An 8,194-nucleotide genomic window follows, 5' to 3' on the forward strand; every position below is an offset into this window, starting at 1 on the left:
ACCTCCATGCCTGCCCCGGTTGCTTCCGGCTGGAGCATCGCCGGGTGGGCCTTTCACCCACTAGAAAGTGCCGCCTTTGCACGGCGCACACCCTTCCCGGTCGTTGAACAGCCAATTTCATACTCCCAAGTGCGGTCCGCCAGCTTTCCCATTCTGGATGCCTTGGAGGGGGGCGGTGCACGAACCTCGCTCGCGTTTATTCTGATATTGGCCCACACGGCTTGGGTTGACTGCCGGGCAGGGCAGAGCCGGAGCCACCGCTTGTTCGACCTCAACATGAAACCGAACATGACGGGTGCGTGTATCCCGGCAGGTAAGATCAAGACAGCTTGAGCGTAATAGCCGCTCAAGCGCTTGGTTATAATTATGGCGATTTGCTGAAAGCCATATTCAGCAACGTATGGCTAGGCCGATAGTTTTTCTAACCCTTGGTAATGAATAGGCGCAACACTCTCGATCATTTCAAGAAGATATTTTACGTTCTTTTGACTTTCCGAGACGATCGCGGGATCAAAACCCTTCCCGGTAAAATGCGAATTATCATTTGTGAATTTATAAATAGCCGCCTTCTTGTCATCATCGAACGTCACTGCTTCGAGCTTTTTATAAAGCTTTTCGGATGAAGGTGAATGAAACTCAAGGAATGTTTCAAGAAGCTTTCTGGCGACATTCGGCATGTGATAACAAGATGCGATCGTCCCATCAGATTTGAAATTATATAGCGTCTTGAAAAGGAATTGATATTCAGTTTGATGATCGATCAAGAGTTGATCCAAAGCGCCAATCGTTGCCACGCGATCGGTGGCCGTTTCACTACATATAATCATGTAATGCGACGTATGCCGCTTAACGACATCAAGCCAATTTAGCAGAAGCTTCAAGAACTCGAAATTATGTGTAAGCAAGAACACCTGCTTCGCATTTTTTACCGCGTTTTTCAGGCAGGCGAATGCTTGGTAAATCGCAGAGGAGTCGAGGCTGGAAATCGGGTCGTCGATAACGACGATACCCTCGGACACATCGAACTCGTGATCGCCTAGCTGGACGATGAAATAAAGGAAGGCGATAGCCGTCTTTTCACCTTCGCTCAGGCGTCTAGCAGGCTTACCACGCCGAAGAACTCGATAACCCTCCGCACCCGACTGGAACTCCAAATCGGTGCGCCCAAGGAAATCGCGCAAGCGGGTTGTCATTTCCGAGCCGCCCGCATGGGCGGTCGATACCTTCGCCCGCTTTTCCTCCGCCGACTTTAACAGTTCCGCCATGCTGCGCGGATCGGCAAATTCCGGCGCACCATTCGTCAGTTTGGCAGACTCGGTATTATGCGCCTCGATCTGGCGCTCAAATTCAGCGACCTGTTCAGCTATCTCGGCAAGGTAATGGCGCTCAAGCATCTCCCGCGCCTTGCTCTTGGCAGAAGAGAACTGCGCGGTCTTGAGATTATGCCGGGCAAGAATCTCGTTGAGTACGTCCGCCGTGCCGACCAGCGTATCCGTTTGGATTCCTGCGTCGATCTCAAACGAATTGGATCGTCGAATAAGCTTATCGGCAAGGATGCCATCAATCTCAGTCAATCTCTCTAGGCAGGCCGTGCGCGCCAATGCCCAGTTCTCTGTCGCGACCTCGTAGTCCTTCCAAAGCTCGGCATAGAGCGAAGATTGGGCTGGGGAGTCAATCTTTTCCAAGCTGCCAGCCAGCTTCATACCCATGGCGATCGCCGCCTCGATCTCGGCCTTAAGCAATTGGTCAGCTGCGCCGAAATGCTGAGCAAGTGCTTCGGCGCGAGCCACCGGGATAGGTTGCGCGCAATATTCGCACGTTTCGGAGGAATGGTCGCGGTGCAGCCTGACACCCTCCTCAACCCATTTAGATATCTCGGGGTTTTCCACGAGGCGTTTTAATGCCCCTTCCTGAGCGGTCTTTCGGGTCAGGTTTTCCACCGTGCGGGAGAACTGCGCGCAGGCATCTACGAATGGCAAAAGCTCTCCGTCACTTTCGCGAAGCTGCGGCGGGAGTCCGAATTCATTGACGGGATCAGCTTGTTCCTGCCGGAGCGTGGCCCGGCTAACTTCAAGCTCATCGACCGGATAGCTTTTAAGAGGACGCAGGATAACGAAGTCTCTCTCGGCATCCGGCTTGCGATAGCTGCGAAGCGATGCGCCACTGGTCGCCTCACCGATAGTTTTCGCGACAGCGGAGAAAAGCTTGCCCTTGTCGGTCGTCGCCTTTTCGACGGCGGATGAAATCTCCCTGATCCGCAATTGGCGAGCATCGTAGGTCGCCTGCTCCTTGCGCCCCTCTTCGGCGAGTTCCTTATTCTCGACGCCTACGATCAAGATCGGGCGGATGGGGCCATCAAATTTCCCGATATTGGCTTCAACGTAATCGGCGTTGAAAACGCGCAGCTTGCGGTTGTATTTCTGGCCCTTGGCAATTGAGCCGCTCTCGCCGTCAACAGCGAACTCAAGCAACGGGTACTCCGTATGCGCACCATCGTTCAGAGCGGAGAATAGCCGCGAGAGCGTGGTCTTCCCGGCCCCATTTTCTCCGTATATCAGGTTGAAACGTGAGAATGCCTTAAGCCCCGGCGCTTGGGTGTAGTTGCCAAAAACGCCTAAATTTTTGATCGTCTTAATTCCTGTCAGCATCCCTCATTCTCCCCCTTCTTTTTCGAATCCCAGCCCTTCATAAAATATGGCTGGCCGTTATCGACATTCACGTCGATCGACTCCTCCCCGTATTCCCCCGGCGGTCCGAGCACGCTCGCAACGCGGAATTTCAATTCGCTGGGATCGCCCTCGGCAGGCAGGTCATACCGTTCTGGCAGGTGGCGCATCTGGTGGGTGTAATAGAACCACACATCATTGCCCTTCAGAAGCACCAGAAGTTGGCGAACGCGCCGCCTCAGAGCGATCTCATCGGCTGGCGTTGTCTTCGAAAGCCAATCGCGTTTTGAATATGTGAGGTCGGTCAGAAGCCTGATCAGTTCCTCCGCATACTCGCTGGTTTCGGCGTTGAGCGGAACGTCGATCTGCACAGTGAGGTCTTCAGAATGCTGTGCATCATGGATGAGCTTGCCTTCGTCCATCGTTGCATAAGCTCGATCCTTTTCAAAACGCGGGATGACGCGATCCTTGAAGAGATCATCAAGAAGGCTCTGAGTCGTATCGCTGGCGGGTAGAACAAGTTTTGGGGTATTGATCGCATAAGCGATCGTGTCGCGCGGAACTCCCAAGTAGGCGGCGATACGCTCCAGCTCAGGGACCGTCACCGGGGCGTTTTCATTCTCGATTAACCGAACCCGGCGCTCACTGATGCGGATCGCGTGCGACATCTCCTTTTGCAGCGATCCCGTTTCGAGTTGCGATCGAAGCTGCTTTATCAAACTGCCCTGTGGCGTGACCTTTTTCATCGTGACCTCTGCGTCTGCTTTCTAATCACGAAGCTACAAAGGTTTGCCGCACTTCGGTCGGCACAAGATCGGCAGGCAGCGGCACGTGATCGGCACGCATCTGGCCACCAGCCAGTCGCATTAATTTTAATCGCCGCATTCAGTTGCCCCTGAATTTCTCTAAAAAGTCTCTCCGTTTACTTGATTCAACCTAACCGACCGCCTCCACTTTGACCAGATTTTGCTTTGGTGAAATCTGCCGACCGCCAGGCCCGACGAAGCTTACGGACATGGAATATCTTCCTATAGCTCCGCCCCATATCCCTCGGTAGCTTTCACCAGCACTAATGAGGCAATATCCACATCTTCCCGTGACAGGCATTGCGGCAATTCGCTGGCCTCGTCGTCGATCATCGCCGCCTCGATCCTGACTTTTGCCTGTTTCAATGCACTGCCCACAGACTGCCCACTCGCGAGTGCCGCATAGAACTGCTGGGCGAAGAGGATCGCGGCCATGTCCAACACCGCGTCGGACATGGCGATAACCACCGGGACGGCGGGAAGGATGACTTCCGCTCCCTCCAGCGTCTCACAGGCATTCATAACCAGAAGCGTAGGCGGATGATCTGTTGAATCCAGCGCCTTCACCAAGAGCGGAAAGGACACCGAGTGCTCCGAGCCGCCTTCGAGACTGCCACCTTCCATCAATAGCACTTCGCCGCCCCCATGGCCGGAAAAATGGATGATATGAGGTTGAATGTCATTCAGACCGTCCAGCAAATCCTGAAAGGTTGCTGCCGGGCGCTGCTCCACCGACACAAGATCGCGATATTTTGCGCCCCGAAGGGCCTGTTGGACTTGCCGCACCTCAGCATCGGTTCGCAGGTCCATGCCAGGGTTAGCTGTCAGATAGAGAACGCGCAGCTTTTCTGGTTCTGGTGGCTTGATATGTACGTAGTGAACTTGCGGGGAAGTCAGCCGTGAGATTTCCCGCGCGTGATCTTTCTCCTGCTGTCTGCGCCGCTGCACGGCGCGATCCTCCGCCTGCCGTTCCGATTTCTCAGCTGATAGCAACGCGCGCTGTTTGTTGCCCTGATCTCGCGCATTGTCGGCGAGCTTTTTCTTGATTTCCGCGACCTTCTTTCCGGCGTCCACCGCCTTCTTGTTTTCGCGCGAGGCAGAAGACAGGGCGCTTCGAATGGATGTGGCCGAACTGTTCGGCCTGATCTGAGATTCATAGCGAAGGGCGCTATCTTTCGCCTTGTGGACATCAGCCTCATAGCGCTGCAAATCCTTTTGCAGCGCGGCTTCTCTATCTTTCAATCGCTCGATGTCGCGGCGATAGGTATCTGACAGCGGCACGGGCACCCCCTCGTTCTTTTTCTGTTCTAGCTGATGCCGCCGCGCGTTCCAAGATCAAAGGCGTTGCGTACCTCCTGAAAACCAACAACTTGGAGTTGCTATGCCGACGTTCGCGTATGGCGAAAAGTGTGGCGCGCCCCACGCCGTATCACGCTGCAACCGCTTCTGCCGATGGCCCGAGCGCCTTGCCAAGCGGCGAGACCCGGCTTTGCAATCACGCAACTGCTCGTGAACGGCAGCTTTTTTCACTGAACCGCTCTCAAGCCGCCTGACCGGAAAGTCCCATCCTCAGCCAAAAGCTGACAGGTAATCCGGGTCGCGCCATCCAGATAAAAGATGGCTTCCGACGATCATCGAAAGTCGGAAGCCATCTTGCCCTTGGAAACGCCTTTCCACGGACGGGTCGCGTATAGCTCCGTAGAGGTCGGCAGAGATTTAGTCGATCTGCCAATTTTACTTTTTGAGGAAAAAGACCGGCTACATGTCATTCAGCCAATCTTCGCGAAGAATTACTCTTCGAAGGCCATTGCTCGAGATATTCAGCCCACCGCGCCATAAGGCTTCGGCGTTTGTCGAAGAAATCTGTGCGACGGTACGCTGCTTCAACCTTGTTCGAAAGCTTGTGGGCCAGCGCCTTGTCCGCCACTTCTTTGGGGAAGCGGGTCCGCTCAGCGGCCCAGTCAGTGAAAGCTGATCTGAAACCATGCACCGTCACCCCTTTGATGCCATCGTCTCTGAGTAGTTTGGTCATGGTCATATCGCTGATCGGCTTTTCGCCATCGTTGCTGAAAACCAGACCGGTGTCGCTGCTCCGCTGGTTCCAACGATTGCGTAGCAATGCGACGGCCGCCGGTGACAACGGGACAACATGGGTGTCACCCGCCTTCATCCGCTCTCCTGGTATGGTCCAGACAGCCTTCTCAAGATCGAACTCGCTCCAGACCGCGAAACGCGTCTCATTCGAACGCACGGCATTGTAGATCGTGAAGCGCAACGCATCGCGCCCGGTCGTCGATGCTGCCGTCGCCAGCCGGTGCATAAGAGAGGGTACGTCGGCATATGGCATGGCTTCCAGGTGTCCGGCCTTTTCCGCCTGACGCGGAAGTCCCTTCCGGACCGAACGAAGGGATACCTCTTCCGGAAGCCAGCCTTTGATGTGCGCGAAATCCAGAACGGCTCCAATACGCTGCAGGATGCGGCGGGCAGTGTCCGGTATGTCCAACCAAATCGGAGACAGCACTTCCACAACAACAGGGCTGTCTACTTCGTTGATGGGCCGGGCGCCGATCAACGGAAAGACGTGGTTCTCGAGGCTTGCGATCCAGCTGGCGTGCCGCTGGTTCTTCCAGCCCTCTTTCATCGCTTCGTAGCACTCCCGCGCGGCCGTCTCAAAACTAGGCACGACTCTTCGAGACCTGCGTTTCTCCGCGACCGGATCGACGCCCAAACGCACCTGACGGCGCAGTGCCATCGCGGCATCACGCGCTTCAGCAAGTGACACGTCGAAGGTCGAACCCAAGCCGTAGTCGCGACGACGCCCATCCTTCTGCATCCGCAGAACCCAAGATCGCGCGCCACTTGGTTTGACGACCAGGCATAATCCCCTACCATCGACATGACGGCCCGGCTGGGCGTTCTTCACTTTCAAAGCTGTCAAAGCCATCGGTTCTAATTCCCGCCTGAAATGGTCCCACAATCGATCCCACACATTGATGGGATTTCAGGCAAATCAGAGCGACCGACCGCGAACACCCTACAAGACAAATCTCTGAATTTACAGGGGACTTAGGAACGTCCTGAACCTGCCTGAGATTTAAGTTATACGCCCGTAGGGGTCACCAAAATACTCTCTCAGAGAGTATCAGATGGTGCCAGGAATGGCGGATTTCTGCGGTTTTTCGTGGTATAGGTATCCCATACGGAGCGGTCTTGGACCACCGGATACCAGCATTTTGATGGTATATCTGATGGTAGCGTGGCCCTCCCCCAGAAGGAGGTACCATCATGGCGCTTACCGCCGTTGCGATCAAAAACGCCAAGGGCAAAGCCAAGCCCTATAAACTCACCGACAGCGATGGCCTGTTCCTCTATGTGACGCCCAATGGCGGTCGCTACTGGCGGATGAACTACCGCCACATGGGCAAGCAGAAGACGCTGGCCTTCGGCGTCTATCCCGACACCGGCCTTGCGGATGCCCGCGAGCAGCGGGATGCTGCCCGCAAGGTGCTGGCGAAGGGCGGCGACCCCGCCGAGAAGATCAAGATGGATCGGATCGCCGCCACTGTGGCTGCGTCCAACAGCTTCAAGGCCGTGGCCGACGAATGGCTGGTGAAGGTCGAGCGCGAAGGCCGTTCCGCCGTCACGATGAAAAAGCTGCGTTGGCTGCTGGCCTTCATCAATGCGTCGCTGGGCAAGCGCCCTGTCACTACCATTACCGCGCAGGAGGTCTTGACCATGCTGCGCAAAATGGAGGGCAAGGGCCGCTACGAGACGGCCAAGCGCCTACGCAGCACATGCAGCCAGATATTCCGCTATGCCATCGCCACGGCTCGCGCGGAGCGCGACGTGGCGGCAGACCTGCGCGGCGCATTGATCGCGCCCCAGCCTGTCCACCGCGCCGCGATTACCAGCGCGGAAAATGCGGGTGGGCTGCTACGGGCTATTGACGAGTTCCAGGGTTTCGCCAACACCAAGGCGGCGCTCCGACTTATCCCCCATGTTTTCGTGCGCCCTGGGGAGCTACGCCATGCCGAATGGGCCGACTTTGATTTCGACAAGGCGGTCTGGACCGTCCCACCGCACAAGACCAAGATGCGCCGCCCCCACAGCATCCCCCTCTCCCGTCAGGCGCTCGAAATTCTCGAATCCATTGAGCATGATGCGGACTATAGCCGCTTCCTATTCCCCTCGCTCCGCTCGGCGGACCGGCCCATGTCGGAAAACACCATCAACGCCGCCTTGCGGCGCATGGGTTTCACGCAGGATGAGATGACCGGTCACGGCTTCCGGGCGATGGCGGCGACACTGCTGAATGAAATGGGAATATGGCACCCCGACGCGGTCGAGCGTCAACTTGCCCATTGCGACAACAATGCAGTCCGCCGCGCCTACACCCGTGGAGAATATTGGGATGAACGGGTGCAGATGATGCAGCACTGGTCTGACTATCTTGATGCCCTGCGCGATGGGCAGAAGGTCATCACGGGCAGGTTCAGACAAGCGAATAGCAAAGTCGCCTGATGTAGCGGGTGGCGATGTCGCCGTGCCTTCATCACGAGATCAGGCACGGCGATAGCGGACATCATAGGCTTCCTTCCTCCCGATAAGTCGCCGGATCGGCAATCCAGCTGTCCGCCGTCAGCACCAATGGCACAGATTTGAGGTTGTGATTTAAGGAGGATCTGGGCTTCGTCGTAGTGACGAAGGAACGAAGATGAAGCC

Annotated in this window: 5 protein-coding genes and 1 pseudogene; 2 read left to right on the forward strand and 4 right to left on the reverse strand. The window is 56.1% G+C overall.

The window, feature by feature from the left end:
* Positions 1 to 333, forward strand: a pseudogene (locus GGQ90_RS29205) (hypothetical protein); the annotation flags it as partial.
* 71 nt (positions 334 to 404) lie between these two features.
* On the opposite strand, the gene GGQ90_RS28410 reads toward GGQ90_RS29205, so the two are convergent.
* The 4 genes from GGQ90_RS28410 to GGQ90_RS28425 form a co-directional block, all read right to left on the reverse strand.
* Positions 405 to 2,648, reverse strand: coding sequence for an AAA family ATPase (locus GGQ90_RS28410; protein ID WP_188084607.1), 2,244 nt, complete (start codon positions 2,646 to 2,648; stop codon positions 405 to 407).
* Positions 2,642 to 3,412 (reverse strand): helix-turn-helix domain-containing protein, encoded by a 771-nt coding sequence (locus GGQ90_RS28415; RefSeq protein WP_126000367.1) that lies wholly within the window; start codon positions 3,410 to 3,412, stop codon positions 2,642 to 2,644. Before GGQ90_RS28415 ends, GGQ90_RS28410 begins: the two co-directional genes overlap by 7 nt.
* 282 nt (positions 3,413 to 3,694) lie before the next feature.
* Positions 3,695 to 4,753 (reverse strand): CHAT domain-containing protein, encoded by a 1,059-nt coding sequence (locus GGQ90_RS28420; RefSeq protein WP_164546131.1) that lies wholly within the window; start codon positions 4,751 to 4,753, stop codon positions 3,695 to 3,697.
* Between the two features lie 484 nt (positions 4,754 to 5,237).
* Complete coding sequence (locus GGQ90_RS28425; RefSeq protein ID WP_188084608.1) at positions 5,238 to 6,416, reverse strand: tyrosine-type recombinase/integrase; 1,179 nt, start codon at positions 6,414 to 6,416, stop codon at positions 5,238 to 5,240.
* Positions 6,417 to 6,757: 341 nt separating this feature from the next.
* Here GGQ90_RS28425 and GGQ90_RS28430 point away from each other — a divergent pair, with 341 nt between their 5' ends.
* The gene (locus GGQ90_RS28430; RefSeq protein ID WP_188084609.1) at positions 6,758 to 7,993 is read left to right on the forward strand and encodes a tyrosine-type recombinase/integrase; all 1,236 of its coding nucleotides are present in this window, start codon (positions 6,758 to 6,760) and stop codon (positions 7,991 to 7,993) included.
* The last annotated feature ends 201 nt before the right edge of the window (positions 7,994 to 8,194 follow it).

The organism is Sphingobium scionense (genome assembly GCF_014197035.1).
Classification (GTDB): domain Bacteria; phylum Pseudomonadota; class Alphaproteobacteria; order Sphingomonadales; family Sphingomonadaceae; genus Sphingobium; species Sphingobium scionense.

Coding starts and splice junctions, on each gene's coding strand:
- GGQ90_RS28410 (WP_188084607.1), bottom strand. CDS start 2,648: ATGCTGACAGGAATTAAGACGATCAAAAATTTAGGCGTTTTTGGCAAC.
- GGQ90_RS28415 (WP_126000367.1), bottom strand. CDS start 3,412: ATGAAAAAGGTCACGCCACAGGGCAGTTTGATAAAGCAGCTTCGATCG.
- GGQ90_RS28425 (WP_188084608.1), bottom strand. CDS start 6,416: ATGGCTTTGACAGCTTTGAAAGTGAAGAACGCCCAGCCGGGCCGTCAT.
- GGQ90_RS28430 (WP_188084609.1), top strand. CDS start 6,758: ATGGCGCTTACCGCCGTTGCGATCAAAAACGCCAAGGGCAAAGCCAAG.